The organism is Billgrantia bachuensis (assembly GCF_011742165.1).
Lineage (GTDB): Bacteria > Pseudomonadota > Gammaproteobacteria > Pseudomonadales > Halomonadaceae > Halomonas > Halomonas bachuensis.
Window position 1 is genome coordinate 34,534 of record NZ_JAAQTO010000007.1, and the last position, 26,686, is coordinate 61,219.

Annotated in this window: 28 protein-coding genes; 15 read left to right on the forward strand and 13 right to left on the reverse strand. The window is 64.8% G+C overall.

What is annotated here, in order from left to right:
• Nucleotides 1-28 precede the first annotated feature (28 nt).
• Genes HBJ55_RS03610 through HBJ55_RS03630 form a run of 5 tightly spaced genes read right to left on the reverse strand, consistent with a single transcriptional unit; the run spans nt 29 to nt 3,155 of the window.
• Nucleotides 29-361: an STAS domain-containing protein gene (locus HBJ55_RS03610; protein WP_167111143.1), complete on the reverse strand. Its 333-nt coding sequence runs from the start codon at nt 359-361 to the stop codon at nt 29-31.
• Nucleotides 358-1,020 (reverse strand): MlaC/ttg2D family ABC transporter substrate-binding protein, encoded by a 663-nt coding sequence (locus HBJ55_RS03615; RefSeq protein WP_167111145.1) that lies wholly within the window; start codon nt 1,018-1,020, stop codon nt 358-360. Before HBJ55_RS03615 ends, HBJ55_RS03610 begins: the two co-directional genes overlap by 4 nt.
• 41 nt (nt 1,021-1,061) lie before the next feature.
• A complete protein-coding gene (gene mlaD / locus HBJ55_RS03620; RefSeq protein ID WP_167111147.1) occupies nt 1,062-1,526 on the reverse strand; it encodes an outer membrane lipid asymmetry maintenance protein MlaD in 465 nt (154 codons plus the stop codon).
• A 37-nt stretch (nt 1,527-1,563) separates the two neighbouring features.
• The gene (gene mlaE / locus HBJ55_RS03625; RefSeq protein WP_167111149.1) at nt 1,564-2,346 is read right to left on the reverse strand and encodes a lipid asymmetry maintenance ABC transporter permease subunit MlaE; all 783 of its coding nucleotides are present in this window, start codon (nt 2,344-2,346) and stop codon (nt 1,564-1,566) included.
• A complete protein-coding gene (locus HBJ55_RS03630) occupies nt 2,343-3,155 on the reverse strand; it encodes an ABC transporter ATP-binding protein (protein ID WP_167111151.1) in 813 nt (270 codons plus the stop codon). The genes mlaE and HBJ55_RS03630 overlap by 4 nt, the downstream gene beginning before the upstream one ends.
• A gap of 139 nt (nt 3,156-3,294) precedes the next feature.
• Here HBJ55_RS03630 and HBJ55_RS03635 point away from each other — a divergent pair, with 139 nt between their 5' ends.
• The 11 genes from HBJ55_RS03635 to HBJ55_RS03685 all read left to right on the forward strand — a co-directional run bounded on the left by HBJ55_RS03635 (nt 3,295) and on the right by HBJ55_RS03685 (nt 11,479).
• The gene (locus HBJ55_RS03635) at nt 3,295-4,245 is read left to right on the forward strand and encodes a calcium/sodium antiporter (RefSeq protein ID WP_167111153.1); all 951 of its coding nucleotides are present in this window, start codon (nt 3,295-3,297) and stop codon (nt 4,243-4,245) included.
• Nucleotides 4,246-4,273: 28 nt separating this feature from the next.
• A complete protein-coding gene (locus tag HBJ55_RS03640; protein WP_167111155.1) occupies nt 4,274-5,287 on the forward strand; it encodes a KpsF/GutQ family sugar-phosphate isomerase in 1,014 nt (337 codons plus the stop codon).
• A gap of 23 nt (nt 5,288-5,310) precedes the next feature.
• On the forward strand, nt 5,311-5,868 hold the full coding sequence (locus HBJ55_RS03645; protein ID WP_167111157.1) for a KdsC family phosphatase: 558 nt from the start codon (nt 5,311-5,313) through the stop codon (nt 5,866-5,868).
• Between the two features lie 12 nt (nt 5,869-5,880).
• Entirely contained in the window at nt 5,881-6,501 is a 621-nt protein-coding gene (gene lptC / locus HBJ55_RS03650) for an LPS export ABC transporter periplasmic protein LptC (protein WP_167111159.1), read from the forward strand.
• 26 nt (nt 6,502-6,527) lie between these two features.
• Nucleotides 6,528-7,037: a lipopolysaccharide transport periplasmic protein LptA gene (gene lptA, locus HBJ55_RS03655; RefSeq protein WP_167111161.1), complete on the forward strand. Its 510-nt coding sequence runs from the start codon at nt 6,528-6,530 to the stop codon at nt 7,035-7,037.
• 6 nt (nt 7,038-7,043) lie between these two features.
• On the forward strand, nt 7,044-7,769 hold the full coding sequence (gene lptB / locus HBJ55_RS03660) for an LPS export ABC transporter ATP-binding protein (protein ID WP_167111164.1): 726 nt from the start codon (nt 7,044-7,046) through the stop codon (nt 7,767-7,769).
• A gap of 158 nt (nt 7,770-7,927) precedes the next feature.
• Entirely contained in the window at nt 7,928-9,349 is a 1,422-nt protein-coding gene (locus HBJ55_RS03665) for an RNA polymerase factor sigma-54 (protein ID WP_167111166.1), read from the forward strand.
• A gap of 108 nt (nt 9,350-9,457) precedes the next feature.
• Nucleotides 9,458-9,766: a ribosome hibernation-promoting factor, HPF/YfiA family gene (gene hpf / locus HBJ55_RS03670; protein WP_167111169.1), complete on the forward strand. Its 309-nt coding sequence runs from the start codon at nt 9,458-9,460 to the stop codon at nt 9,764-9,766.
• 6 nt (nt 9,767-9,772) lie between these two features.
• Nucleotides 9,773-10,243 (forward strand): PTS IIA-like nitrogen regulatory protein PtsN, encoded by a 471-nt coding sequence (ptsN, locus tag HBJ55_RS03675; RefSeq protein WP_167111171.1) that lies wholly within the window; start codon nt 9,773-9,775, stop codon nt 10,241-10,243.
• Nucleotides 10,244-10,286: 43 nt separating this feature from the next.
• Nucleotides 10,287-11,207 carry an RNase adapter RapZ gene (gene rapZ, locus HBJ55_RS03680; RefSeq protein ID WP_167111173.1) on the forward strand — a complete coding sequence of 307 codons (921 nt, stop codon included), beginning with the start codon at nt 10,287-10,289 and terminating at the stop codon, nt 11,205-11,207.
• Between the two features lie 2 nt (nt 11,208-11,209).
• On the forward strand, nt 11,210-11,479 hold the full coding sequence (locus HBJ55_RS03685) for an HPr family phosphocarrier protein (RefSeq protein ID WP_167111175.1): 270 nt from the start codon (nt 11,210-11,212) through the stop codon (nt 11,477-11,479).
• A gap of 147 nt (nt 11,480-11,626) precedes the next feature.
• On the opposite strand, the gene pmbA is transcribed toward HBJ55_RS03685, so the two are convergent.
• Nucleotides 11,627-12,967: a metalloprotease PmbA gene (gene pmbA / locus HBJ55_RS03690; RefSeq protein WP_167111177.1), complete on the reverse strand. Its 1,341-nt coding sequence runs from the start codon at nt 12,965-12,967 to the stop codon at nt 11,627-11,629.
• A 145-nt stretch (nt 12,968-13,112) separates the two neighbouring features.
• Between pmbA and yjgA the strand changes: the two genes are divergently transcribed.
• Nucleotides 13,113-13,619 carry a ribosome biogenesis factor YjgA gene (gene yjgA, locus HBJ55_RS03695; protein ID WP_167111180.1) on the forward strand — a complete coding sequence of 169 codons (507 nt, stop codon included), beginning with the start codon at nt 13,113-13,115 and terminating at the stop codon, nt 13,617-13,619.
• A gap of 44 nt (nt 13,620-13,663) precedes the next feature.
• Here yjgA and tldD read toward each other — a convergent pair whose 3' ends face one another.
• From tldD to HBJ55_RS03730, 7 genes are all read right to left on the reverse strand, one after another.
• Nucleotides 13,664-15,118 carry a metalloprotease TldD gene (tldD, locus tag HBJ55_RS03700; RefSeq protein WP_167111182.1) on the reverse strand — a complete coding sequence of 485 codons (1,455 nt, stop codon included), beginning with the start codon at nt 15,116-15,118 and terminating at the stop codon, nt 13,664-13,666.
• On the reverse strand, nt 15,115-18,945 hold the full coding sequence (locus HBJ55_RS03705) for a YhdP family phospholipid transporter (RefSeq protein ID WP_167111184.1): 3,831 nt from the start codon (nt 18,943-18,945) through the stop codon (nt 15,115-15,117). The genes tldD and HBJ55_RS03705 overlap by 4 nt, the downstream gene beginning before the upstream one ends.
• A 7-nt stretch (nt 18,946-18,952) precedes the next feature.
• A complete protein-coding gene (gene rng, locus HBJ55_RS03710) occupies nt 18,953-20,416 on the reverse strand; it encodes a ribonuclease G (RefSeq protein ID WP_167111186.1) in 1,464 nt (487 codons plus the stop codon).
• A 52-nt stretch (nt 20,417-20,468) separates the two neighbouring features.
• Nucleotides 20,469-21,074, reverse strand: coding sequence for a Maf family protein (locus HBJ55_RS03715; RefSeq protein WP_167111187.1), 606 nt, complete (start codon nt 21,072-21,074; stop codon nt 20,469-20,471).
• Between the two features lie 14 nt (nt 21,075-21,088).
• Nucleotides 21,089-21,580: a rod shape-determining protein MreD gene (gene mreD / locus HBJ55_RS03720; protein WP_167111189.1), complete on the reverse strand. Its 492-nt coding sequence runs from the start codon at nt 21,578-21,580 to the stop codon at nt 21,089-21,091.
• On the reverse strand, nt 21,580-22,455 hold the full coding sequence (mreC, locus tag HBJ55_RS03725; protein WP_167111191.1) for a rod shape-determining protein MreC: 876 nt from the start codon (nt 22,453-22,455) through the stop codon (nt 21,580-21,582). Before mreC ends, mreD begins: the two co-directional genes overlap by 1 nt.
• A gap of 127 nt (nt 22,456-22,582) precedes the next feature.
• Nucleotides 22,583-23,620 carry a rod shape-determining protein gene (locus tag HBJ55_RS03730; protein ID WP_104201758.1) on the reverse strand — a complete coding sequence of 346 codons (1,038 nt, stop codon included), beginning with the start codon at nt 23,618-23,620 and terminating at the stop codon, nt 22,583-22,585.
• Nucleotides 23,621-23,799: 179 nt separating this feature from the next.
• On the opposite strand from HBJ55_RS03730, the gene gatC reads away from it, so the two are divergent.
• The 3 genes from gatC to gatB all read left to right on the forward strand — a co-directional run.
• Nucleotides 23,800-24,087: an Asp-tRNA(Asn)/Glu-tRNA(Gln) amidotransferase subunit GatC gene (gene gatC / locus HBJ55_RS03735; protein ID WP_167111193.1), complete on the forward strand. Its 288-nt coding sequence runs from the start codon at nt 23,800-23,802 to the stop codon at nt 24,085-24,087.
• A gap of 84 nt (nt 24,088-24,171) precedes the next feature.
• A complete protein-coding gene (gatA, locus tag HBJ55_RS03740) occupies nt 24,172-25,632 on the forward strand; it encodes an Asp-tRNA(Asn)/Glu-tRNA(Gln) amidotransferase subunit GatA (protein WP_167111195.1) in 1,461 nt (486 codons plus the stop codon).
• On the forward strand, nt 25,632-26,686 hold a 1,055-nt coding region (gene gatB / locus HBJ55_RS03745), incomplete at its 3' end, for an Asp-tRNA(Asn)/Glu-tRNA(Gln) amidotransferase subunit GatB (protein WP_167111197.1). The genes gatA and gatB, both read left to right, overlap by 1 nt.

Sequence of the window (26,686 nt, forward strand, 5' to 3'; positions counted from 1 at the left end):
GCCGGAGCCAGGCTTTGCCGACGCTGGATCAAGCCTCGCCGGCAAGCGGCAGAAGCTCGTCGAGCCCTGCCACCCGTGTCAGACGAGCCAGCGGCGCCGAGAGCCTGACTTGAAGAATCTCGACGTCGGCCATACGCGCCTGACGTGTCCACTCGAGCAGCACGCTGAGTGCGGCACTGCTGACTTGCTCGACCCCGCCCAGGTCGAGCACCACGCGTGCCCCGGCGGCCTGCTCGGTCAGCCAGGCGCCGCCCGCTTCGGCCAGTGGTGCAGCGATCTCGAAATCCACGTTGCCGCTGACGGCCAACCCCTGCGGGCCGGATTCCAGCTGCACGCCACCTCGCTCGAGCAGGCGGCTCATGCGCTGCCGCCCTCCTCCAGCTCCTCGGCGGCAATCTCCGGCGACCAGTTGGCGATCACCGCATCGTAGTCGCGACCTTCGTTACGCATGGCCTGGTCGAACTGATTGCGGAAGGTGAGCCCCAGGTTGACGCCATTGACGATGACGTTGACCACCTTCCACTGGCCATCGGTCTGGCGCAGCGTGTAGCTGACCGGATAGACGGTCCCGTCCATCGCCACTACCTCCATGGCCACTGAAGCCTGGTCTTCGTGCCGCGGCGCACGCTGGCTTTCCAGCACGCGCAGCTCACGATAATCGAAGGTCACCAGCCCCTTGGTATAGGTGTCGATCAGGGTCTGGCGGAAGACGTTGACGAACCGTGAACGCTGCTGGGGTGTGGCATTCTGGAAGTAGCGCCCCATCACGCTGGCGCCGATGTAGCGGAAGTCGGCGATATCGTCGAGGCTGTCGTCCACCAATGCCTTGAGCTCGTCGATATTATCGGCATAGTAGTCCTTTCGCCCATCGATCTGGCCCATCAGCTCGTCGATGCTGTCGCGAATGACCTGCTCGGGACTGCGCTCGGGAGACGCTGACACGGCAAGGCTGGCCAGGGCCAGGCACAGTCCGAGGAGCAAACGGCGAAACAGAGCGAGTGAAAGAGTCATCTGGCGCATGAAACGACCTCGAATGAAATTGGACACAAGGGGTAGACGAATCAGTCGTTGACCATATTGGACACGAACTGCTGGATCAGTTCCTCCAGCACGAGGGCGGACTGGGTGTCGCGAATGGTGTCGCCATCGCCCAGCATCTCGGGATCCCCACCGACCGTGAGTCCGACATACTGTTCACCCAGCAGGCCCGAAGTCAGGATGGCCGCCGTGGTATCGCGCGGCAGGCGATCTTCCAGCTCGGCATCGAGTTCGAGGAGGACCCGGGCATCGTACCACTCGGTGTCCAGTTCGATGGCGCTCACGCGCCCCACCGTGACGCCCGACATGGTGACCCGCGCGCGCGGCTTGAGACCGCCGATATTGGCGAAGTTGGCCTCCAGGCGAAAGCTGTCGTCCGCTGCCGTGAAGGTCAACCCGCTAACCCGCAACCCCAGGATCAGCAGCCCCAGAATGCCGGCCAGCATGAACAGCCCGACACCCAGTTCCATTGTCTTGCTGCGCTTCATCCTGCCTCTCCATTAAGCGATAGGTATCCAACGAGCATCAGGAAAACCCTCCGAACATCAGCGCGGTAAGTACGAAATCGAGGCCCAGCACCGCCAACGAGGAGTAGACCACCGTACGCGTAGTGGCACGCGAGATTCCCTCTGACGTCGGCACCAGGTCGTAGCCCTGAAACACCGCAATCCAGGTCACCACCAGGGCAAACACCAGGCTCTTGACCATGCCGTTGCCGACGTCTGCGATGAAGTCGACGCTGGCCTGCATGCTGCTCCAGTAGGAACCTTCGAACACGCCCAGCCATTCGACGCCGACCAGATAGCCGCCATAGATACCGACCACGCTGAAGCCGACGGTCAGCATCGGCAGCGCGACGAAGCCTGCCCACAGCCTCGGCGCCACCACCCGGCGCAGCGGGTCGACGCCGATCATCTCCATGCTGGTGAGCTGCTCGGTGGCTTTCATCAGGCCGATCTCGGCAGTCAGCGCCGAGCCGGCACGCCCGGCGAACAATAACGCCGCGACTACCGGCGACAGCTCACGCAACAGCGACAGCGCAACCATCTGTCCCAGCGCCTGCTCGGCACCGAAGTCGACCAGGATGGTGTAGCCCTGCAGCGCCAGTACCATGCCGATGAACAAACCCGACACCAGCACGATGGCCAGCGAAAGCACGCCGACGAAGTGCATCTGCCGCAGCCACAGGTAGCAGCCCTCGCGGGAGGGAATGCCGACGGATGACTGGACCAGGAACAAGCCCGCTCTTCCCAAGGCTTCGAGTACGTCGCAGCCACGCTGCCCGAGACGCATGACGCGCCCGATCATGGCCGCCCCTCCAGGTTGAGGATATCGCGGAAGTAGTCCGGCGCCTGATAGTGAAAAGGCACGGGGCCGTCCGGCTCACCGTGCACGAACTGAGTGACGCGCGGGTCATCGTCGATATCGAGATTCTCGGGCGTGCCGTGGGCCATGACCTGGCCATCGGCAATCACATAGACGTAGTCCGCAATCGACAGCGTCTCCTGGATATCGTGTGATACCACGATGGAGGTCAGGCCTAGCGCCTCGTTGAGCTTCTTGATCAACTGCACCAACACCCCCTTCGAGATCGGATCCTGGCCCACGAACGGCTCGTCGTAGAGCACCAGGTCGGGGTCCAGCGCAATGGCACGAGCGAGCGCGACACGCCGTGCCATGCCCCCCGACAGCTCCGCCGGCATCAGCTCCCGCGCCCCACGCAGCCCCACCGCCTGCAACTTCATCAGCACCAGGTCGCGGATCATCGTCTGCGGCAGATCGGTATGCACACGCAGCGGAAACGCCACGTTCTCGAATACGCTGAGGTCGGAAAAGAGCGCACCGCTCTGGAACAGCATGCCCATGCGCCGGCGCAGCGTGAACAGCGCCTTGCGCGACAAGGCGTGCACGTCCTGCCCGGCGATCAGGACGCGACCGGCATCGGGCACCAGCTGACCGCCGATCAGCTTGAGCAGCGTCGTCTTGCCGGTTCCGCTGGGGCCCATGATGGCCGTGATCCGGCCACGGGGAATCTGCATTGCGACGCCGTCGAAGATAACCTTCTCACCGCGCGAGAAATGCAGGTTCTCCACCTCCACAAAAAGGGAATCGGTCATGCAGCTAAATCCAGGAAGAATTATCGAACATCGTATCCTAACTCCTCCGCCGGGCGCCAGCCCGACCCGCATCGCGGCTTGCACCCGAACCGACTAAGACGTCTAATATGCCACCTCATTCGTCGCTCTGATCGATGCCATGCTGCTTCCACTCGTTACAGTCGCCTTGGGCCTTGCCGTGCTCACCTGGAGCGCCGACCGCTTCGTCAATGCCGCGGCAGCTACGGCCAGCCGCACCGGGATGAGCACGATGCTGGTCGGCATGACAGTCGTGGCCATGGGCACTTCGGCGCCGGAAATGGTAGTCGCCGTGTTCGCCGCGCTGGATGGCGTGCCGGATCTGGCCACGGGCAATGCCCTGGGCTCCAATATCGCCAATGTCGGCCTGGTGCTGGGAGCGACGGCGCTGGTGCGCCCCATCCCGGTCCCCTTCTCGCTGGTACGCCGAGAACTGCCGCTACTGCTCGGCGCGACCGGGGTTACCGGTTATGCGCTGGCCAACGACATCCTGGGACGCTTCGATGCCTTGATCCTGTTAGTAATGATGATTTTCAGTATCTGGTGGCTGGTCCGCGCCGACACACCCGACACCGCCCCGACCGATGCAATACCCGACATGACGTTGAAGCGCGCGCTCTCCTGGCTGATCGTCACCTTGCTGCTGCTGTCACTTAGCTCTCGCGCCCTGGTGTGGGGCGCCAGCGAACTGGCACGCGGACTGGGAGTCAGCGAACTGGTGATCGGCCTGACCATTGTGGCGGTGGGCACCAGCCTGCCGGAGCTGGCCGCCTGCGTGGCGAGCGCATTGAAGCGTCAGCACGACCTCGCCATCGGCAACGTGATCGGCTCCAACCTGTTCAACCTGCTGACAGTACTGCCGATTCCGGCCATCATTGCACCCGGCGCGCCCCACCCAGATGCTGCGGGGCGCGACTACCGGGTCATGCTGCTGCTGACACTGGCCTTGGCCATCCTGTTGCTGTGGCAGCGCCAGGGCCGCCTTGGCCGGCCCATCGGTGCCGCCTTCCTGGCCAGCTATGCCGCCTACCTGGCCTGGCTCGGCTTCAGTGGCGGCGCCGCCCTTGAGTGAAACCTCACATCGGGCAACAATCATCGCCATGAACTCAGACGAATCCACCACCGCCCCCGACGATGCCACCCCAGTCGCCTCGCCGCTGAGGGAAAGCGCACGCCGCACCCTCAAGGTCGAGGAGCAAGCCATCGCGGCGCTCTTCGAACGGCTCGACAGCCATTTCGACCGCGCCTGCGAGCTGATACTCGCTTGCCAGGGTCGCGTGGTCGTGACCGGCATGGGCAAGTCGGGCCATATCGCCGGCAAGATCGCCGCCACCCTCGCCAGCACCGGCACGCCGGCCTTCTTCGTGCATCCCGGCGAAGCCAGCCACGGCGACTTGGGCATGATCACGCGGGGCGATGTGGTACTGGCCCTGTCGAACTCCGGCGAAACCGCCGAAGTCACCGCGCTTTTACCACTGCTCAAGCGCATCGGCACGCCGCTGATCAGCATGACCGGACGCCCCGACTCGACGCTGGCCCGCCATGCCGATGCGCATCTCGATGCCGGCGTCGAACGCGAGGCCTGTCCGCTGGACCTGGCACCGACCGCTTCGACCACCGCCTCGCTGGCGCTGGGCGACGCCCTGGCCGTGGCCCTGCTCGAGGCGCGCGGCTTCACCGCCGAGGAGTTCGCCCTCTCGCATCCGGGCGGCAGCCTGGGTAAGCGTCTGCTGCTTCGCGTCAGCGACCTGATGCATCAGGGCGAGCGATTGCCTCGCGTGCCGCTGGGAAGCCCCCTGCGCGACGCCCTGCTCGAGATTACTCGCCAAGGGCTCGGTTTCACCTGTGTCGTCGATGAGCACAATCGCCTGATCGGTGTCTATACCGACGGCGACCTGCGCCGCACGCTCGATCAGTATCAGGATCTCAGCCAACTGAAGGTGGATGACGTCATGACCCGCCCCGGCAAGCGCATCGCCCCCGACATGCTGGCAGCCGAAGCGGTGCGCATAATGGAGGACAGCCTGATAACGGCGCTTGCCGTCGTTGACGAAGCAGGCCACCCGATCGGCGCCCTGCACATGCACGATCTGCTGCGAAGCGGCGTGATATGACACACCCTGACCAAGGAGAGCCCATGGCTCTGGCCACCCCTACCATCGACCCACGCCTTGTCGACCGCCTGCGCCAGATTCGCCTGCTGGCGCTGGACGTGGATGGCGTACTCACCGACGGCCGTCTCTACTTCCAGGCTGACGGCGTCGAGATCAAGGCGTTTCATACTCAGGATGGCCTGGGTCTCAAGCTGCTGAGGCGTGCCGGCCTGCAGGTGGCCTTCCTGACCGGACGCGAATCGCCCATGGTCAGCCACCGCGCCGCCGCCCTGGGCATCGATCACGTCTTCCAGAGCTGCGAAGACAAGCTGGCCACCCTGCGCGAACTGTGCACGCGCAAGGGAATCGAGCTAGAGCAGGTCGCCTACTGCGGCGACGACCTGCCCGACCTGGCGGTCATCCAGCGTGCCGGTATCGGCATCACCGTCCCCGACACTCCGTCCTACCTGCGCGCGCGCGCCGACTACGTCACCGAACGCCGCGGAGGGCATGGCGCGGTGCGCGAGATCTGCGACATGCTGCTCGAAGCACAGGGGCATCGCGACGCGCTGATCGATACCTACCTCCACGGCAAGCGCTGAGGCTGCCTGGACATGCTGAAGCGGCTGCCACGCCCCTCGTTCCGTGCTTGGTTATTCCTGCTGCTGTTGGCGCTCGGCGGCCTGATTGCCTGGCTGGATCCTTGGCGGGAACCCACTCCCGGACCTGTGCCTACCGACGAGGCCGGCGAGCCCGACTACTACCTGGAGCAGGCGCAACTGACCCGCTTCGATGTCGAGGGCCGGGCCCATCAACGCCTGGAGAGCCCGCGATTGGTGCATACACCCCACGACGATGTCACCCGCGCCGTCACGCCCCTGGCACACCTGATCGACCGTGAGGGCCGACTATGGGTGGCAAGCGGCAAGGAAGGCCGTCTCGGCCCGGGCGGCAATCCGCTTACGCTCTCAGGTGACGCCCGCCTGCTCGCCCCCGAGGAGCGCTGGCAGCTCGACACCGAGACCCTGAACTTCGACGCCAACGTGGGGCACGCCTGGAGCGATACTCCCGCCCTGTTACAGCAGCCGCCACAGCGCATGCGCGGCGAGCGCTTCGACGCCTGGATCCATGACAATCGGGCGCGTTTGACCGACAATGTGCGCGGCCATCATATCCCGGAAGTCGCCCAGCCGGGGCAGGCCGACGCCGTCAACCTAGAGGATTTCACGCCATGAAGCGATGCAGGCTCCCGACCATACGTATGCCACTCACCCTGGCGCTGGTTGGCATGGCGTTGATCGGCCTGACGGGTAGCGGTTCGATCATGGCGCAGCAGAGTGACGCCGAGCAGCCCATCGAGGTCGAGGCCGACCAGCTCGAACTCGACGATCGCGCCGGCACTGCAGTCTACACAGGCGACGTCGACATTCGTCAGGGCAGCATGCGACTCACCGGCGACCGAGTCGAGTTTCAGCGCAATGCGGCCGGCGAGCTTTCCCGCGCCACGGCACGCGGCGAACGCGCCTACATCGAACAGCAGCCCGATCCCGAGCAACCCGTGGTTCGCGGCTGGGGGCGTACCATCATCTATCACGTGGCCGAGCGCAGAGTGGAACTGATCGACCGCGCCGAGCTGCACCAGGGTGGCGACACCTTCGCCGGGGGCTATCTCGAGTATTTCCTCGACCGCCGCGTGGTCCAGGCGCGCGCCCAAGGCGAGGGCGTCGAAGGCAGCCAGCGCATTCGCATGACCCTGCAGCCGGAGCGTTGAGTGCCAATGAAGACCTTATACGCCCGGCATCTAGCCAAGAGCTACAAGCGCCGCCGCGTGGTGCACGACATCAGCCTCTCCATCGAGCAAGGCCGCGTGGTCGGCCTGCTCGGCCCCAACGGGGCCGGTAAGACCACTTCGTTCTACATGATCGTCGGCCTGGTGAAGGCGGATGCCGGCGAAGTCCATATCGACGATCTGGACCTCTCGCGCAGCGCGATGCACGAGCGCGCACGGGCAGGTATCGGCTACCTGCCCCAGGAGGCATCGATCTTCCGCAAACTGTCGGTGGCCGACAACATCATGGCCATCCTCGAAACGCGCAAGGATCTTGACCGCCACGGGCGGCAGGCGAGGCTCGAGCAGTTACTGGAGGAATTCCATGTCACTCACATACGCGACAACCTGGGCATGAGCCTGTCCGGCGGCGAGCGGCGACGCGTCGAGATCGCCCGGGCGCTGGCCACCGAACCGGCCTTCATTCTGCTCGACGAACCCTTCGCCGGGGTCGACCCGATCTCGGTGGGCGAGATCAAGGGCATCATTCGCCAACTCAAGTCGCGTGACATCGGTGTTCTGATTACCGACCACAACGTTCGCGAGACTCTCGACATCTGTGACTCGGCCTACATCGTCGGCGACGGCCAGATCATTGCCGAAGGGGATGCCGAGGCGATCCTGGCCAACAAGCGAGTGCGGGAAGTCTACCTCGGGGAAGACTTCCGCCTATAACGCACTTTTCAGCACCAAGCAAGCACATGATCTCTAATTAAAAAATTAGCATCAGGCATGCATATTGCCAATGGCATGCTTATTGCAACCATCCCTCTTGCAAGTCTTCGTCCGCCAGTCTAGGGTAGAGTCTTTTCGGCAGATGAGTCCTTACCCTCATGGCCATGAAAGCATCGTTGCAACTGCGCGTCGGCACCCAGCTGACCATGACTCCCCAACTGCAGCAGGCCATTGCCCTGCTGCAGCTCTCGACCCTCGATCTACGCCAGGAGATCCAGCAGGCGCTGGAATCCAACCCCATGCTGGAGCTCGACGACGGCTTCGGCGAGCAGGCCGTCAGCGAAACCCAAAGCGATGATTGGGCCAGCGAGATACCCAGCGAGCTTTCCACCGACAGCGACTGGACGGATACCTACCCCGATCATGGCACGAGCTCCGGCAGTGCTACCGGCGAAGGGCCCGATTTCGAACGCCAGGCCTCGGCGCAGACGCTGACCGGCCACCTGATCTGGCAATTGGCGATGACCGACCTGAGCGACCGCCAGCGCCAGATCGCCGAAAGCCTGATCGACGCCGTCGACGGCACGGGCTACCTGGCCCAGCCCCTCGAAGAGATTCGCGACGGCCTGCGTCGGCAAGGCCTCGAAGGCTTGCCCACTCGGGAAGTCGAACAGGTCCTGCTGCGTTTGCAGCAGTTCGAGCCGACCGGTGTGTTCGCTCGCGACCTCCGCGAGTGCCTGATGCTGCAGCTGGCTGCGCTGCCCGACGATACACCGCTGCTGCCCCAGTCCCGTCGGCTGGTACGCCAGTTCCTCGAGGCACTGGCCGCCGATGATCGTCGTCTGCTCAAGCGTCGCCTGGGACTGGACGACGAGGCGCTGGATGAGGTCATCGCCCTGGTTCGCTCGCTCGACCCCCGCCCCGGCAGCGCCTATGCGGATGTCGGCAGTAGCTACGTCACGCCGGACCTGGTCGCCTATCACGACGAGTCCGGCTGGCGCGTGGAACTCAATGCCGAGGCTCTGCCGCGGCTACGCCTGCAACCCGACTACGTCGCGCTGGTGCGCCGTGCCGACAAGAGCCAGGACAACCAGTTTCTCAAGGATCACCTGCAGGAAGCCCGCTGGCTGATGAAGAGCCTCGCCAGCCGCAACGACACCCTGCTACGGGTGGGGCGGGAGATCATGGCCCGCCAGATCGACTTCCTCGAACACGGCGAGGAGGGAATGAAACCGCTGGTGCTGGCCGACATCGCCCAGGCGGTGGAGATGCACGAATCGACCATTTCGCGAGTGACGACACAGAAGTTCATCCATACGCCCCGCGGCGTTTTCGAACTGAAGTACTTCTTCTCCAGTCATGTCGGCGGAAACGGTGACGGTGACGTTCACTCGAGCACCGCGATCCGCGCCCGCATCCGCAAGCTGATTGCCGAAGAACCGCCGCGCAAGCCGCTCTCCGACAGCCGCCTGGTCGACCTTCTGGCCGCGGATGGCATTCAGGTCGCCCGCCGCACGGTTGCCAAGTATCGTGAAGCTCTGGGAATTCCTTCCTCGAGTGAGCGCAAGCGTTTTCGCTGATGTCTCGAAGCAACCCTGACCCCGGGCAATCCCGCCGCTCGAGGGGGTATGCAGGGCAGTAAAAAGGGTTACAATCGAGCTACCACCCGAAGGACGAAGGAGCTTGTCATGCAAGTCAACATCACCGGCCATCATGTTGAGCTGACCGATTCACTGCGTGACTATGTGAGCGAGAAGCTGAACCGCGTCCAGCGACACTATGACAACATCACCAATGTGCAGGTCACGCTCTCGATCGAGAAGGAGCGTCAACAGGCCGCCTGCACGCTGCATGCCGCTGGCGCCGACCTGCATGCCGAAGCCTCCGACCAGGACATGTACGCCGCCATTGATGCGCTGACCGACAAGCTCGATCGTCAATTGGTTAAACACAAGGAAAAGGCCCAGGCTCGCGCCCAGGGCGCCGGCATTCGCTGAGTTGCCATGACACTGGAAACCATCCTGCCTCCGGAACGCGCTCTGTTCGACGTTCCCGGAGGCAGCAAGAAGAGGGTGCTGGAATTTTTCAGCACCTTCATTGCGCAGAATACTCCGAGCCTCGACAGCCAGGAGGTCTTCGGTAGACTGGTCGGTCGTGAGAGGCTGGGCAGTACCGGCATCGGTAATGGCGTGGCCATCCCCCATGCCCGAAGCCCGCACTGCCATAGCCCCGTAGCGGCCTTTCTCAAACTTGCCGAGCCCATCGATTTCGACGCCATCGACGGCGAGCCGGTCGATCTGGTGTTCGTGCTACTGGTGCCCGAGGAAGCCGACGATACGCATCTGTCGCTCCTGAGCCAGGTGGCTAGCGTCATGAACGACGCCGAGACGCGCGCTCGACTGCGCAAATGCGCGAGCCAGCGCGAGCTTCACGAACGTCTCATCGAAGCGATTCGACGACAGTCCTCGGCCTGACACTCTATTCGCCGTTCGGCCAGCCCTGATCAGGAGAACTCTCATGCAACTTGTGATCATCAGCGGCCGCTCCGGCTCCGGCAAGTCGATCGCGTTGCAAGCGCTCGAGGATATCGGTTACTACGCCATCGACAACCTCCCGGCAATGCTACTCGGGTCTCTGGTGGATGAGCTACGCAACTCTCCCACCATCCAGACCTCCATCGCCGTCAGTATCGATGCGCGCAACCTGCCCCATGCCCTGGAGCGCTTTCCACGTCTGCTGGAAGAGCTGCGGATCAAGCAGGTCGACTGCCAGATCATCTACCTGACCACCGATGCACGCATCCTGCTCGAACGCTACTCGGCTACCCGGCGGCGCCACCCTCTGACCCGCGGTCGGGACATGACCCTGGGCGAGGCCATCGAGTCGGAAGACGTGACGCTGAGCGACATTCGCAACCTTGCGGACCTGATCATCGACACCTCACGGCTGTCGGTGCATGACCTGCGCGGGCGTATCACCGAGCAGGTGGCCAGTCATCGCGCCGACCAGCTCACCCTGACCGTGGAGTCGTTCGGCTTCAAGGGTGGCGTACCACTCGACGCCGATATCGTCTTCGATGCACGCTGTCTGCCCAACCCCTACTGGGATCCGCGCCTGCGCTCGGCTACCGGCAAGGAGCCCAGCATCGTGGAATTTCTCGAACAATACCCGTTGGTACAGCAGATGCTCGATGACATCGTCGCCTGGGTCGAGCGCTGGCTACCGGCCTACCGCGATACACACCGCAGCTATCTGACCGTTGCCATCGGTTGCACCGGTGGCCAGCACCGCTCGGTGTACCTGGCCGAGCGGCTCGCCAAACACCTGGCCCGACAACAGCCCGACGTGCGCTTGCGCCATCGTGAGCTGGGTATCCATACACCGGTCACAGCCGCCCGGGACATGACCGAAGAGACGCCCGAACGCAAGGAAACCTGAGCGTGCCCTGCCGCAAGCTGACCCTGACCAACAAACGCGGCCTCCACGCCCGAGCTGCCACCAAGCTGGTACAGTGCTGCCAGCCCTTTCATGCGCGCGTGTTCGTCAGCCGAGGGCAGCAACAGGCCGATGCCAGCAATATCATGGCGCTGCTGATGCTGGGCGCCCCCTGCGGCACCGAACTCGAGGTCAGCGCCGAGGGGGAAGATGCCGAGGCGGTGCTGGAGGCCATCGAGGCTCTCTTCGAGGCCCGCTTCGATGAGGATCTTTAGGAATGGCTGCGCTCGGCCATGCGGCGTTGAAGCCCTCTTCGCAGTGCTCATTTAGGTTCCCTAAACTCCGCCTGCTCATCGGGCTTCGCCTGGCCTGACCATCGCTCGCTCATTCCCGCGAGCTTTGCGGTAAGGCGTATATCCGCTTCAGCTACCCGCCACGGTCATCTCGTCGACAAGCCAGCTGCCGGTGTGAATGCTGCCGCGGGTATCGATGTCGCTGCCCACGGCCAACAGCCCCTTGAACATCGTCTCCAGATTACCGGCAATGGTGAACTCCTCCACCGGATACTGAATCTCGCCGTTCTCGACCCAGAAGCCGGCCGCACCGCGTGAATAGTCGCCGGTTACGCCATTGACGCCGTGCCCCATCAGCTCGGTGACCAGTACGCCGCGGCCCATGCGCGCGAGCAACTCCTCGCGCGAGGCGAGCGGCGCCGTGATGCGCAGATTGCGTGCACCGCCGGCGTTAGCGGTGGTCTGCATGCCGAGGCGCCGCGCGCTGTAAGCCGACAGCATGTAGCTCGCCAGCCGCCCTCCCTCGATGTAGACGTTGTCGCGGGTCTGCACGCCATCGTTATCGAATGGCGAACTGGCCATGGCGCCTCGCTCCATGGGACGCTCGCCGAGCGTGAACCAGCCGGGAAACAGCGGCTCACCCAGCCGATCGCAGAGGAACGAGGCCTGGCGATAGAGCGAGCCACCGGCAATGGCGCTCATCAGATGGCCGATGAGGCCGCTGGCGACGGTAGCGTCGAACAACACCGGCAAACGACCAGTGGCAGGCCGTCGGGCCCCCAGCCGGCTCAGAGTGCGCTGGGCGGCGCTCTTGCCCACCGCATCGGCGTTCAGCAGGTCCTGCGGGTTACGCGCGCTGGTGTAGTCGTAGTCGCGCTGCATGCCGCGCTCGTCCTCGGCGATCAGCATGCAAGAGAGCGAGTGGCGGCTGCCACGTTGACTGCCCAGAAAGCCATGGCTGTTGGCGTAGACTCGCACTCCCTCGCCGCTGGAGAGCGAAGCTCCTTCCGACTGGCGGATACCGGGCTCGCCCCGACCGGCCGCTTCGCAGGCCAGCGCCAACTCGATGGCCTGCTCGGTGGAGAGCGGCCAGGGGTGGTGCACGTCGAGATCAGGAAGGTCGGTGGCCATCAGCTCGGGATCGGCCAAGCCGGCAGCAGGATCTTCACCGGTGTAGAGCGCGATGGCCAAGGCCTTCTCCACGACCTCACGGATCGAAGCCTCACCAGCATCGGTGGAAGAAGCGCTGCCCTTGTGACCCCGCAGGTAGACCGTCACGGCGATCCCCTGGTCACGGGAGAGTTCGACGGATTCCACCTCGCCCTCACGCACGCTGATGCCGATTCCCTGATCGACGCTGGCTCCCACTTCGCAGGCATCCGCCCCCAGGTGTTTCGCCAGGGCCAGCGCCTGCTCGGCCCGCGACTCAAGGAGTGCCTGCTGGGCGGCGGCATCGAAAGCCTTGCTCATGTGTTTCTCCTTCACTGACCGACCGCGCCGGCCTCCAACATGTCATTTCCCCGTCGCCCGGCGACGGACTGATATACTGCTGTCATTCGAGCCTGATCGCTTCACTGGCCAGGATGACTCTGACCTCTCATCACTTGGACGCGGCATGACCCAGGATACTCCCTCTCCCTTCGACGAACGGCCCAGCAAGTCCCAGCTCAAGCGTGAAATGCATGCGCTGCAAGCATTGGGCGAACAGATCATCGCCATGACTCCTACCGAGCGGGCACGCTTTCCGCTTTCGGAAGACATGCTCGCGGCCGTCGAGGAAACCTCCCGCATCCGCTCCCACGAGGGGCGCCGGCGCCACATGCAGTACGTCGGCAAGCTGATGCGGCGCGAGGACCTCGAAGCGATCCAGGCCGTATTCGACGAAATCGAACAGGAGAATCGCCATCGCGACCTCGCCTTTCATCGCCTCGAGAAGTGGCGCGATCGCCTGATCGAAGAAGGCGACAGCGCCGTCGAGGCCTTCATCGCGGAGCATCCCGACGTCGACCGCCAGGCACTGCGCCAGCTGATCCGCAACGCCAAGAACGAGCGTGAACGCGACAAGCCCCCGGCCAATGCGCGCAAGCTATTCAAGCTGATCCGCGACACGGCGGGGCTGTAGGGCCTCATGCCGCTCGGGGCTGATCCGGCGGCAGGCACGTTCGTTCACGACTCGGTGCCGCCGACAGTGAGCTCGTCCAGCTTCAGCGTCGGCTGGCCCACGCCCACGGGCACGCCCTGTCCCTCTTTGCCGCATACGCCGATACCGGTGTCGAGCTCCAGGTCGTGGCCGATCATCGACACCCGGCCCATCGCCTCCGGCCCGTTACCGATCAGGGTCGCTCCCTTGACCGGCGCGGTGATCTTGCCGTCCTCGATCAGGTAGGCCTCGCTCGCCGAGAACACGAACTTGCCCGAGGTGATATCCACCTGGCCGCCGCCGAAGCTGACCGCGTAGATGCCTCGCTTGACGCTGGCAAGGATGTCTGCGGGATCGTCCCGCCCGGCCAGCATGTAGGTGTTGGTCATGCGCGGCATCGGCATATGCGCGAATGACTCGCGCCGGGCGTTGCCGGTGGGCTGCATGCCCATCAGCCGGGCGTTGAGCTTGTCCTGCATGTAGCCGGTGAGAATGCCATCCTCTATCAGCGGCGTGTACTGCCCCGGCGTGCCTTCGTCATCCACGCTCATGGAACCGCGCCGATCGGCCAGGGTGGCATCGTCCACCACGGTGACACCGGGCGCGGCCACCCGCTGCCCCATGCGTCCGGCAAAGGCCGAACTGCCCTTGCGGTTGAAATCGCCTTCAAGGCCATGCCCCACCGCCTCGTGTAGCAGAATGCCGGGCCAGCCTGGCCCGAGCACCACCGGCATCTGACCGGCAGGAGCGTCGACGGCGTCCAGGTTGACCAAGGCCTGGCGCACGGCTTCCTTGGCAAAGCGCTCGGCGACGTTGTCGTCGCGCAGCCGTGACATGGCATAGCGCCCGCCGCCACCGGCACTGCCACGCTCTCGTCGGCCGTTCTTCACCGCGATGACGCTGACGTTGAAGCGAATCAACGGACGGATATCGGCCGCCAGAGTGCCGTCGCTGGCGCGCACCAGAACGACTTCATGCACGCCGGTCAGAGACGCGCTGACCTGGCTAATGCTCGGGTCGGCAGCCCGCGCCACGCGATCGGCCTGCTTGAGCAGGGCAATCTTGTCCTCGGCAGAAAGGCCCGAAAGTGGGTCGATCGAGGCATAGCGCGGCGCCGCCTGACTCACGACCCGCGAGCCGACCGGCAGGGTGGTACCGCTGCGCACGATTCCCGAAGCCGTACGCCCCGTCTCGGCCAAGGCGTCGGGGGTGATCTGGTTGGAATAAGCGAAGCCGGTCTTTTCACCCGCCATGGCACGCACGCCGACACCACCGTCGATGTTGTAGCCGGCCTCCTTGACTTCGCCGTCCTCGAGAACCCAGCTCTCGTGCCAACTCCTCTGGAAATAGAGGTCGGCGTAATCGATGCCGGGCGTCAGCACGTGGCCGAGGCCTGCATCGAGTGCGTCGATGTCCAGCCCACCCGGGTGCAGCAGGATTTCGACAGCGGTATCGAGCATGAGAGGTGAAGATGTCGTCATTCGGCGGTTTCCAGTGTGATGTCCGGCGAGATCCATGGACCCCGCACGCGATAATGAATTCGAGTGACCTTGTCGATGGCTTTGCCGAAGAGACGGTCAGCGATGAACAGAGCACCACCCACCACCGGCGCCCCGGCGATCACCGCGGCCAACGGCAGGCTGCTGCTGACGGGCACCGTGACGCCAAGGCGCTGATCCAGCTCCCGCCGGACGAGGTCGACGGTGCCGTCCAATGTAAAAGAAGTGGCCGGACCGTCTATCGTTACCGGGCCATTGGTTTCGAGTACGCCCTCGTAAAGGGTAGCAGCCCCACTCACTCGATCGAAAGCCGTGCCCTGGCCAGTCACGTCGGAAAAGTCCATGCGCAAGCGGCGTACCAGATTGTCGACGTTGAGCAGGCCTACCAACCGCGCCGTAGGGGATTCGAGATTGGCAAAGCGGCCATCGCGCAGCTCGACCTCGACGCTTCCGCGCGAGCGCTCCAGGGCGAATTGCCAGGGCGCCCCCGGCCAGGCCAACTGGCTGCGCACTCGAGTCTCGTTGCTGCGAATCGAGACCGGCTGGCCGAGTCGTTCCAGCGCCGTGCCCAGATCGCGCCCATCGAGATCTACCCGCGAGCGGGTCAGGCTGTCGCCGGCACCGGCCGACTCCCATACGACCTCCCCTCGCGCCGTGACCTGACCCAAAGTCAGCCCCAGAGGGGCCACACGTAGTCGCTGCGGGCCACCTTCCCAATGAGCGGTCAGCGGGCCGATCTGGCGCCCCTGGTAGAGGATGTCGGCGATTCGCAGGCGTCCGTCGGGCAACTCGGTGAGCCAGTCGGGTAGCGGCGCCGGATCGGGAGGTACGTCGAGTTCCTCGAGCAGATTGCCGGCATCTTCTACCTGCCCCGGCAACAGGCCATCGAGGGTCAGGCGCTCCAGCGCTACATCCAACGGATCGGCGAGGGAAGGTCGGTAATCGAGAACCCCTTCGAGCAAGTCGCCCTGCAGCCCCACACGCCAACCGCCGCCGGCGTGCGGACGCGCCTCGGCGGTCATGACGCCCAGGCAGGTTTCAGGACCAGCGAGACAAGCGGTTTCCACACGCAGCAGGCGTAGTGGAGCAGGGCCATCGATGGCCCTTGACGTCCCGCCACCGAGCAGCGGCGACAACGCCTCACCCCACGCCACCAGGTCGAGCCGAGGGTGATAGAGCGTCCCCGACCAACCCTCCTCCTCGGGCCACTCGGGGGAGTCCGGCAAGCGCCCCAGCCACAGTTGCCCCTGGCCCAGGTCCGACCACGGCAGGCCTCGCCAGCGCAGGCGCGTATCTCCGCCCAGCTCGGCCTCCACCCGCCGTTGGTCGAGATCAGCCGTCAGCCACAGCGGCCGTGCCTCCCCCTCAGCCTTACCCAGCGGCTCAGGCAGGTCGATGGCCACGCCCTGCAGGTTGCTATCGAAACGAAAGGTTTTGCGTGCCTCATCGAGCGAGAACCGGCCCCGCCAAGGCAGACGCCCCGAGACTTTCGCACCGAGTTCGGCGATGTCGAAATGCTGCAGCATTCTCGCGATCTCGGCAGAGCCGTCGAGTTCGACGTAACCGGCGCGGGTATCGATGTCGGCATTGATCGGCCCGCCGAACAGGCGTGCTTCCAGTTGACCTTCGAGCCCACCTTCATCATCGCGCTGTCGCCACGCAAGCGGGCCGCGAACGTCTTCGATAGGCACTTCCAGCGGCAGGTAGGCAAGCCGCTCCATGGCCACCTCGGTATCGAGATCGAGTCGAAAGCCCTCCTCTTCGCCGAGTTTCGTGGTCAGTTCGATCCGACCGCTGGCGCCGCCCTCTCCGCTCCAATCCTCGACCTGCTCCATGCCGTCGACGGGTACCGCCCGCAGGTAGCGGCGCAGGGCATCGCCATCGGCAGCCAGCTCACCGGTCACGCGCAGCACGTCATCCTCGATGACGACCTGCCCGTTGCTGCCCTCGACCCCTAGGCTCTCGGCATGGCGAACCTCAGCATCCAGGGTACCGATGCCCGCCCTGAGCCGTCCCTCGAGCGACTCGATTACCGGCCACTCGGGATCGAAGGGTAGCCGACCCTCCTCGATTTCCAAGTCGAGCTGCAATCGTGGTTCGAGTCCACTCCCGCCACGCCGCAGCGGCAGATGCAGCTTGAGTTCGCCGGAGGGCACACGCCCAGCCACTCCCGCAGCCAGCCAGGCATGGAGCTCTTCTCCCATCACGTCGCCGGGCAGCCAGTCCACCAGCGGCCGCTCCAGGGCATCGACGTCACGAAAGTTCAGGTCCAGCCCCAGGCCACCATGCACACCGCCACCAAGCGCCAGGCCAAAGCTCCCCTCCACCTCGGCGCCCTGCCAGCCCGCCATGAGCTGGCGACCACTGACGAAAGTACGCGGCCCTTCATAGGTCCAGCGCACCTCACCACTGGCATGAGAGAGTGCCATCGGGGCCTCGTAGAGCTGCGGTATCTTTAAAGCCGGCTCACCCACACCGACGAACTCGACCCGCCCTGAAAGATCCTGCGCCTCGACCCAGGCATCGAGCGGGCCGCCTCCCGGCACTTCGTCCCAAGGCTCCACTTCGACCTGGTGCACGGCCGCCTGCGCGATCCAGTGTCCGTTGCGTCGCCCGACCCCGAGCCCCGACACCAGGCCGCGAGGATCCAGGGCATCGATGGTTCGAACCAGGCCTTCGGGCAGCAGGATACGTTCGCGCCAGGCGGCAAGGGAAGCCAGCTCGAAGCGGCTGGTGGTCAGCCACCAGCCTTCACCATCGCTGCGAACATGCCAGAAATGTGGCAACGCCGGCTCCCTTTCACGCTCGAGCTCGCGCGGCTCAGCCCAGTCGGCGGCCGAGGCATCACCCTGCAACCAGGCTTCCCAGCCTTGATCGCTACGCAGCCACTGGCCGCGCGCCTTGAACGGCTCGAGCACGATCGGCTCGTCAGCGCGACGCAGCGCCAGCCGGGGTACGTCGACGTCGATTCTCGCATCGGCCAGCTCACCGCGGTGCCAGCGCCCCCAGAGGGTGACGTCACCGCTGGCATCCTCCAGGCGCAGGGGGTCGTCGGGGGTGAAGACCTCGACCAGATCGATCAGCGTGCCGAGCTTCATCTCAGCCTGAAGCGCGGCGCTGAAGTCACGCAAACCGGCGGGGCCGGGAAAGACTTCCAATGCGGCCTGCAGCGTAGCCTCTTCCTGCCCCTCCAGATGAACCTCACCCTCCAGGTGCGCACGCCGTTCGTCACCGGTGAGCAACAAACGCGTTGCCAGCATGTCGACCCGGCGTTCGCGGCCGTGCAGTACCAGCCGAACGTTCTCCACCCAGGCTCGCTGTTGCAGCAGCATCCCGACCCAGAAATCGAGTTGTTCGAGGTTGAACTCGCCTTCCAACAGCTCGGGGGGAATCCGGGCCGGGTCCGGCCAGTGCCAGCCGCCCTGCTCATCCTGATAGAGGTGAAGCGTAAGGCCCGTCAGGCGCGCATTCTCGACTACCGGCACCCCGGTCCGCAGGCTCGCTGCGCTATCCAGCCGCAGGCGAGCATGCTCGACCTCGAGCAGCGGCAAGCCGGAGTCCCCCTCGCGGGTAGTGACGATAAGACCGCCACCCTCCACGATCGGGTCGAGCCGGGCCAGCCTGGCATCGAACTCATCCAATCGTACTGCCGCCCCCGAGCGCGCCTCGAGCAGACGCTCGACGCGAGGAGCCAACTGGTCGACCTGAGTCAGGGCCAGGCGCAGCGCCAGCAGCAGCACGGCCACCAGCGCCAGCAGCACGGCCAGTATAGTGAGAGCCCAGCGTCCTATCTGACGAAAAGGATGCATCGGCCACTCACATCAGCACGATATCGTACTGCTCCTGGGAGTAGTGGCCCTCGACCTGGAAGCGAATGGTCTTGCCGATGAACGCCTCCAGGTCGGCGACCGCCGCGGACTCCTCGTCGAGCAAGCGATCCACGACTTGCTGAGAGGCCAGCACCATGTAGGTTTCGGCGCTGTAGGCGCGCTCTTCGCGCAGGATCTCACGAAAGATCTCGTAGCATACCGTCTCGGCGGTCTTCAGGGTGCCGCGACCACCGCAGGTGGGACAAGATTCGCACAGGGTCTGCTCCAGGCTTTCGCGGGTGCGCTTGCGGGTCAGCTGCACTAGCCCCAGCTCGGTGACACCGGTGCATTTGGTCTTGGCGTGGTCGCGCTCGAGCGCCTTCTCGAGCACTCGTAGCACCTGACGTTGATGCTCCGGATCCTCCATGTCGATGAAGTCGATGATGATGATGCCGCCCAGATTGCGCAATCGCAGCTGACGGGCGATGGCGTTGGCCGCCTCGAGGTTGGTCTTGAAGATGGTTTCCTCGAGGTTGCGATGGCCCACGTAGCCACCGGTATTGACATCGATGGTGGTCATTGCCTCGGTAGGGTCGATCACCAGATAGCCGCCCGACTTCAGCTGCACCTTGCGCCCCAGCGCCTTCTGGATCTCGTCCTCGACGCTGTAAAGGTCGAAGATCGGGCGCTCTCCTGGGTAGTACTCGATACGCGCCGAGGAATCGGGCATGAACTCCTCGGCGAACTCCAGCAGCTTGACGTAATTCTCACGCGAGTCGATGCGCACCTTCTCGATCTCGTCGCGCATCAGGTCGCGCAGGGTACGGATGAACAGCGGCAGGTCGTCGTAGATCACGCTGGGTGCCGGGGCGGTCACCTTGCGCTCGCTGACCTTGCGCCATAACCGCAACAGGAAGTGCATGTCAGCGTAGAGCTCATCCTTGCCCACGTTTTCCGCCGCCGTGCGCACGATGAAACCGCCGGTGATCTCGATCTCCTGCTCGCCCTGACAGAGCTCGAGCAGCTCGCGCAAACGCTCACGCTCGCGCTCGTCCTCGATGCGCTGGGAAACGCCATGATGAGGGGAGTCGGGCATGTAGACCAGATAGCGTGACGGCACCGACAGGTGAGTGGTCAGGCGCGCCCCCTTGGAAGCGATGGGGTCCTTGGTAACCTGAACCACCAGGGCCTGCCCCTCGTGAAGCAACTGGCCGATGGAAGCCTGCTCCTCCGGCGGGGTGCCTGGCGGCATCACTTCGTGGGCATGGATGAAGGCCGCCCGGTCGAGGCCGATATCGACGAAGGCCGCCTGCATGCCGGGGAGCACCCGAACCACGCGGCCCTTATAGATATTGCCGACAATGCCGCGGCGACGCGTACGTTCGATCAGCGCCTCCTGCAGCACGCCGTTCTCCACCACCGCCACGCGGGTTTCCATCGGCGTCAGGTTGATCAGTACTTCGCCGCTCATGCGGAAATCCTTGTCCAGTTTCGTCTCGCCGCATTATGACATAGTGATGCGGCTAGACAGCATTTCCGACTGCATGCCATAGCGGCACGCCCTGTCGCGTCAGCAGTTGTGCCGTCTCGAACAGCGGCAACCCGACCACGGCGGAGTGGCTGCCCTCGATGCGTTCGATGAAGACCGCCGCCAGCCCCTGGATTGCATAGCCACCCGCCTTGTCGACCGGCTCACCGGTCGCCCAGTAGGCCGCCATTTCCCTAGCGTCTATCCGGCGCATGTAAACCCGCGTGGCCACGCATACCTCGAGCAACCCGGCGGGCCCCGTCACGGCCACGGCGGTGAGCACCTCGTGGGCGCGCCCCGCCAGCATGTGCAACATGGCGGCGGCCTCGGCCTGGTCGGTGGGCTTGCCGAGGATCCGACCATCGCATACCACGGCGGTATCCGACCCCAGCGCCGGCAGCGTCGTGCGACGACTTCCTGCCAGGGCCTTCTCGCGCGCCAGACGCATGACATACGCATCGGGACGTTCTTCACGGAGAGGCGTTTCATCGATATCCACCGGTTTCACCTCCGCCACCACGCCGATGCTGGCCAGCAGCTCACGCCGACGCGGCGAAGCCGATGCCAGACATAGCACGGCTGGGCTCGTGCTTTCGATCATGGCCAGCACTCCATTCAGTCGTTACTCGCCAAGCGGCGCTCGAAGGCCTGGAACATGGTGACCAGCCAGGGCCATAGCACCGCCCCGATCAGTGAAGGCAGCAGGAAAGCAAGGTGCATCGAGAAGGGACCGAACAGCGTACGCAGCCACTGCTCGACAAGCTGCACCAACCCCAGCAACACCAGGATCAGCAATGCCTGCTGCACGAGCGAGTAGGTGCGAAAACGCGGATAGACCAGCGCCGAGAGGAAGGCCAGCAATGACAGGGTCAGGGCGTTCTGCCCAAGCGGCGCCCCCTCGATGAGATCGAGCAGAATGCCGAGCACGAAGCCATGGAGGACTCCGACTCGATCGGGGGTCGTCATGCACCAGTAGATCAGCATCAGGCCGAGCCAGTCGGGGCGCCAGATCTGCCAGCCTTCGGCCAGGGGCATCACCTGCAGGCATAGCGCCAACAGCAGCGTGAGCCACACCCAGGCCAGAGGCGTTCGCGGTCCGCTCGGCATCAGTCCGACTCCTCCATGGCAGGGGTGAGGAGAGCGTCGACCTCGGCCTCTTCGGGCAGCTCGAGGTCCCACATTTCGTCGTCGGGAACCGGTGCCGGCTCGGGCGGAAAGACCAACAGGAAATGACGCGACCGCTGAAGGCGAGCCACGGGCTCGGCCGACACCCGTGCGAACGGCTGCCCCGGATCGTGAACCACCTCGGTGACTCTCGCTACCGGATAGCCCGGTGGAAATCGGCCCGCCAGGCCCGAGGTAACCAGCAGGTCGCCCTCACGGATATCGGCGGTGTCGGGCACGTGCACGACGCGCAGGGAGTCGTACTGTCCGCTCCCCTGAAGGACGAAACGCAGCCCGTTGCGATTGATCTGGACCGGCAATGCATGGCTGGCGTCCGCCACCATCAGCACCCGACTGGAGTAGGCCGAAACGGCCGTCACCTGCCCCACCAGCCCCGAGGCGTCCAGTACCGGCTGACCCACGAAGACACCGTTACGACGCCCGCGGTCTATCACCATCTGGTGGGTGAACGGGTCGGAATCCAGGGACAGCAGCTCGGCGGTGATGTACTCCGCCTCCGAGCGTGCAGCGGCGCCAAGCAGCTCACGCAAGCGCACGTTTTCCGCCGTCAGGCTCGACATGTGCTGTACCCGATGGGACAAGTGAAGGATCTGCTCGCGCAGACGGCGGTTTTCCTCCACCAGGGCACGCTGATCGGAAAGCGCCTGCGAGCCCCAGGCCAGGACGTCGCTGGGCACGGCAACCAGCCACTGGATTGGCGCAACGATGGTGGTGAGCTGCGCACGCACCTCTTCCATACGGGTGAAACGGTGATCGACGAACATCAGGGCAGAAGCGGCCACCGCACATAACAACATGCGGTAGCCAGGCACAGAACCGTGCGAGAACAGCGGTTTAATAGACGTTCCCCCCGCCCCGGGCGCAGCACGTCAGCTGGCCGCGCCTGTCATACGTCGATTCGCACTGGTAGCCGGTAGCGCGGCGTCAGTCGCTCGAGAGCAGCTCGAAGGTATGCCGATCGATCATCTCGAGCGCCTTGCCACCTCCACGCGCGACACAGGTCAGCGGATCCTCTGCGACGATTACCGGCAGCCCGGTCTCCTCGGCAATCAGCTTGTCGAGGTCGCGCAGCAAGGCGCCACCGCCGGTCAGCACCAGCCCGCGCTCGGCAATATCCGAGGCCAGCTCGGGCGGCGATTGCTCCAGCGCGCTCTTGACCGCGGCCACGATCGAGGAGAGCGTCTCCTGCAGAGCATCGAGGATCTCGTGGGAGTTGAGGGTGAAGCTGCGCGGAATGCCTTCGGCCAGATTGCGCCCGCGCACGTCGATCTCGCGCAGCTCGCCACCTGGGTAGGCGCACCCGATCTCCTCCTTGATACGCTCGGCGGTGGCTTCGCCGATGAGGCTGCCATAGTGGCGGCGCACGTAAGCGGAGATGGCCTCGTCGAAGCGATCGCCACCGACACGGATCGACTCGGAGTAGACCACACCGTTGAGCGAAATGATGGCGATCTCGGTGGTACCGCCACCGATGTCCACCACCATCGAGCCCTGAGCGTCGTCCACCGGCAGGCCAGCACCGATGGCGGCGGCCATGGGCTCCTCGATCAGGAACACCTCGCGGGCGCCAGCCCCCTCGGCGGACTCCTTGATCGCCCGGCGCTCGACCTGTGTCGACATGCAGGGCACGCAGACCAGTACCCTCGGGCTCGGCGTCAGAAAAGTGCTCTGATGCACCTTGCGGATGAAATGCTGCAGCATCTGCTCGGTAACGGTGAAGTCGGCGATCACGCCATCCTTCATCGGACGAATGGCGGTAATGTTGCCCGGCGTCCGGCCCAGCATGCGCTTGGCATCGGCGCCTACCGCGGCCACGCTGCGCATGTTGCCGGACTGACGAATGGCCACTACCGACGGCTCATCGAGCACGATGCCGCGACCGCGAACATAAATCAGCGTATTGGCCGTACCCAGATCGATGGAAAGATCGCTGGAGAACAGCCCCCTCAAACGTTTGAACATGGACGTCGTTACCTAGTGCAGACCGGGAGCAGTGCGGAGGCAAACGGTATCATCGCGGCCCCCGTGCAGCAAGCGACATGGTGCCGCCATGGGTGCGAGAAGAGTGCCCGCCACGCGTCGGATATGGTACCTTTTCCTGCTGTGCATAACACTCCATTCCGTGCGAGGACACTCAGCTCATGGCGCTTGAACACGCAGACGTGCAGCGGGCCGCCCACCTGGCCCGCCTCGGCCTGACCGACGACGAAGCCGCCCGCTACGTGAACGACCTTGGCCGTATTCTCGAGATGGTCGACTTGCTGCAGGCGCTCGACACCGAGGGGGTCGCGCCGCTGGCCCACCCGCTCGACGTTACCCAGCGCCTGCGTGCCGACGAAGTCACCGAGAGCGACCAGCGCAACCGCTTCCAGCGCTGCGCTCCGGCCGTGGAAGACGGGCTCTATCTGGTCCCCCGCGTCGTCGAATGAGCTTCGGCCGGCGGCTCGAGAGGCTGCCAGCCACCTCTGGATCCGATTTCTCTCTAACGGCACGCCTTCATGGAGCCATGCCGCATGCATGACAAGACTCTTGCCGAACTGACCCGCTCGCTCGAAACACGCGAGTTCTCCAGCCGCGAACTGACCCAGCACCTGCTGGGTCGCATCGATCGTCTCGACGGCAAGCTGAACAGCTTCATCACCGTCACCTACGATCAAGCCCTGGCGGCGGCCGATGCCGCCGACGCTACCCGTGCCGCAGGCAAGGCCGGCCCGTTGACCGGCCTGCCCTTAGCGCTCAAGGACATCTTCTGCACCCGCGACGTGAAGACCACTGCCGGTTCGCGGATGCTCGACAACTTCGTATCGCCCTATGACGCCAGCGTGGTCGAGAAGCTCGCCGCCGCCGGCACGGTGAGCCTGGGCAAGAACAACATGGACGAGTTCGCCATGGGCTCCTCCAACGAGAACAGCCACTACGGCCCGGTGAAGAACCCCTGGGATCTTGCCGCGGTACCCGGCGGCTCCTCGGGTGGCAGTGCGGCAGCGGTGGCCGCCGGCCTGGTGCCGGCCGCCATCGGTACCGATACCGGTGGCTCGATTCGCCAGCCCGCCGCCTTCTGCGGTATCACCGGACTCAAGCCCACCTACGGCCGCGTGTCGCGCTACGGCATGATCGCCTACGCCTCGAGCCTCGATCAGGCCGGCCCCATGGCCCGCTCCTCCGAGGACTGCGCGCTGCTGCTCAACGCCATGGCCGGGCATGACCTGCGGGATTCCACCTGCGTGCAGCGCGGCGTGCCCGACTACACCGAGGAACTCGGCACCGCGCTTGCGGGGCTCAAGATCGGCCTGCCCAGCGAGTACTTCGGCGATGGACTGGACCCGCAGGTGGAAACCGCGGTGCGCGATGCCATCAAGGTCTTCGAATCGCTGGGCGCCAGCGTCCGCGAGGTAAGCCTGCCGCATACCCACTATGCCATTCCGGCCTACTACGTCATCGCCCCGGCGGAAGCCTCCTCGAACCTGTCGCGCTTCGATGGCGTGCGCTTCGGCTACCGCTGCGACAACCCCGCCGATTTGATCGACCTGTACAAGCGCAGCCGCGCCGAGGGCTTCGGAGACGAGGTCAAGCGCCGCATCCTGATCGGTACTCACACGCTTTCTGAAGGCTTCTTCGACGCCTACTACAAGAAGGCTCAGCAGGTGCGCCGACTGATCCGCCAGGACTTCCTCGACGCCTTCGAGGAGGTCGACGTGCTGATGGGCCCCGCCTCGCCCACGCCGGCCTTCGATCTCGGCGCCAACAAGGATCCCGTGTCGATGTACCTGCAGGACATCTACACCATTGCCGTCAACCTGGCGGGCATTCCCGGCATGAGCGTGCCGGCCGGCTTCGTCGGCAGCCGCCCGGTGGGCCTGCAGATTCTCGGCAGCCACTTCACCGAGGCGCGCCTGCTCAACGTCGCCCACCAGTTCCAGCAGGCTACCGACTGGCACCGTCAACACCCCGCCTTTGCCGAGGAGAACGCCTGATGCAATGGGAAACCGTGATCGGGCTGGAGGTCCACGTCCAGCTCGCCACCCGCTCCAAGATCTTTTCCGGCGCCTCCACCGCCTTCGGCGCCGAACCCAACACCCAGGCCTGCGCCGTCGACCTGGGCCTGCCCGGGGTGCTGCCGGTGCTCAACGAGGCTGCTGTGGCCATGGCGGTGAAGTTCGGCCTGGCGATTCATGCCGAGATCCCCGAGGTCTCGGTGTTCGATCGCAAGAACTACTTCTACCCCGACCTGCCCAAGGGCTACCAGACCAGCCAGATGTACCAGCCCATCGTCGGCGCCGGCGTGGTCGAGATCACCCTCGAGGATGGCACTACCAAGCCGATCCGCGTGCACCACGCGCACCTGGAAGAGGATGCCGGCAAATCGCTGCACGAGGACTTCCACGGCATGACCGGTGTCGACCTCAACCGCGCCGGCACGCCGCTGCTGGAGATCGTCTCCGAGCCCGACATGCGCAGCGCCAAGGAGGCTGCCGCCTACCTCAAGGCGATCCACTCGATCGTCACCTACCTCGGTATCTCCGACGGCAACATGGCCGAAGGCTCGATGCGCTGCGACGTCAACGTCTCGGTACGGCCCGTGGGAGAGGAAAAGCTTGGCACCCGCGCCGAGATCAAGAACGTCAACTCCTTCCGCTTCGTCGAGCGTGCCATTGCTTTCGAGGTGGAGCGTCAGATCGAGCTGCTCGAGGATGGCGGCAAGGTAGTCCAGGAGACCCGGCTGTTCGATCCCGAGCGCGATGAGACTCGCAGCATGCGCACCAAGGAAGAGGCCAACGACTATCGCTACTTCCCCTGCCCCGACTTGCTGCCGGTAGTCCTCGATCAGGCCTACATCGACCACCTGCGCGACAACCTGCCGGAGCTGCCCGCCGACAAGCGCATCCGCTTCGAGGGAGAACTTGGCCTGTCCGCCTACGACGCCAGCGTGCTCTCCGCCACCCGTGAGATGGCCGACTACTTCGAAGAGGTGAAGGATGTCTGCGGCGATGCCAAGCAGGCCGCCAACTGGGTACAGGGCGAGCTTTC